The sequence below is a fragment of the Actinomyces bouchesdurhonensis genome, from assembly GCF_900128465.1.
Classification (GTDB): Bacteria; Actinomycetota; Actinomycetes; order Actinomycetales; family Actinomycetaceae; genus Pauljensenia; species Pauljensenia bouchesdurhonensis.
Window position 1 is genome coordinate 265,305 of record NZ_LT635866.1, and the last position, 1,679, is coordinate 266,983.

Here is a 1,679-nt window from a genome sequence, read left to right on the forward strand (position 1 = left end):
GCCCGCCGAGCCGATGGCGGCGGACACCATCGCGCAGTAGAAGGGCCAGCGCAGACGCAGGTTGACGCCGAAGATCGCGGGCTCCGTGATACCGAAGACGGCGGACACGCCACCGGCGCCGGCCAGGCCCTTGAGCTTGGTGTCGCGGGTCTTGAAGAAGACGGCCAGGGCGGCCGCGCCCTGCGCGACGTTCGCCATGGAGGCGATCGGGAAGATGAAGTCACCGTCGCCTTGCTTGATCAGCGGGATCTCGATGGCGGGGAAGGACTGGTGCAGGCCGGTCACCACGATGGCACTGTAGAAGAAGCCAAAGATAAGGCCGCCGAAGACGCCGAGGGTCGAGTACAGCCAGTCAAGGCCCTGGGTCAGGTAGTTGGAGAGCTCGCGGGTGACGGGGCCGACGACGACGAAGGCCAGGAAGCCGGTGATCAGCAGCGTGATGAGCGGGGTGAGCAGGAAGTCCGCGGTGCCCTTGAGGACCTTGTGCAGACTCTTTTCGATGAGGCACATGATCCAGGTGACGACCAGGGTGGGGATGACCATCGCCTGGTAGCCGACCTTGGTGACCTCGAGGCCAAACAGGTTCCACACGGAGGACTGGTCCGTGTAGGCCCAGAACTTGGCGGCGGCCGCGGCGTCGGTCATCGAGTAGGCGGACAGCAGCGAGGGCGACACCATGGCGGCGCCCATCGCGGCGCCCAGGTAGGTGTTGCCACCAAAGCGCTTGGCAGCCGAGAAACCGACGAGCACGGGCAGGAACGCGAAGGCAGCGGATGACACGAGGTTGATGAGCGCGTCGTAGTCGGTCAGCGCCGGGAACATCTCGATGACGGACTGTTCGCCGAACAGACCCTTGGCCGTCAGCACCGAGTGGAGGGCCATGAGCAGACCGCCGGCGATCAGGGCCGGGAGGACCGGGACGAAGATGTCCGCGATCATCTTGACGAAGCGGGAGAAGATGTTGCCGCCAGCCTCGGCCTCTTCCTTCGCCTCGTCCTTGGAGACCTCGCGCACGCCGTGGTCGGCGACCATGTGGTCGTAGACCTGGTCGACGTCGCCGGGGCCGACGATGATCTGGAACATGCCGCCGGCGGCGAACGTCCCCTTCAGGTCTTCGTTGTCGTCGAGGGCTTGCTGGTTGATCTTGGATTCGTCTGCGATCACCAGACGCAGACGTGTCGCGCAGTGTGCTGCTGCGCTGATGTTAGAGGCGCCGCCGACCGCTTCGACGACCTCCCCTGCCACCTTGGCGTGATCCATCGCTGATCACATTCCTTTCTGAAAAACCCACGCAGTACGTCATTGTCCGCAGCGCGCTGGGCAGTGTGTAGCAATCGATTGACATATTAGGATGACAGACCTCACTATGGCAAGGTGATGAAGGGGAAATCTCACGCAAGCCGCTGAGAGACCGCCCACATACGACGAGGCCGGGGCCACCAGCGCAGCCACGGCCTCGTACGCGGGTCGCTCAGTCGGCGCGCGCGGCGCTCACGTTCGTCACGGAGGCGGCACCCGAGAGCGCCACTCCGGCGCCCTCGCCGCGCAGGAAGGTGCGGGTCGTGAAGACGCGCGAGCCGTCGCCCAGGTAGATCTCGGTGATCGAGCGGTCGTGCAGGATCTCCACGCGGCGCGCCTCCCCCGCCTCCAGGGTGACGATACGGCGGCCGCCGTGGGGG

Annotated in this window: 2 protein-coding genes; both read right to left on the reverse strand. The window is 65.6% G+C overall.

Annotation, left to right across the window (positions count from 1 at the left end):
- Window positions 1-1,260, reverse strand: a 1,260-nt coding sequence (locus tag BQ7477_RS03655; protein WP_234968666.1) for a PTS transporter subunit EIIC, incomplete at its 3' end; no start/stop codon positions are given.
- Window positions 1,261-1,471: 211 nt separating this feature from the next.
- On the reverse strand, window positions 1,472-1,679 hold a 208-nt coding region (locus BQ7477_RS03660), incomplete at its 5' end, for a GH32 C-terminal domain-containing protein (protein ID WP_200783462.1).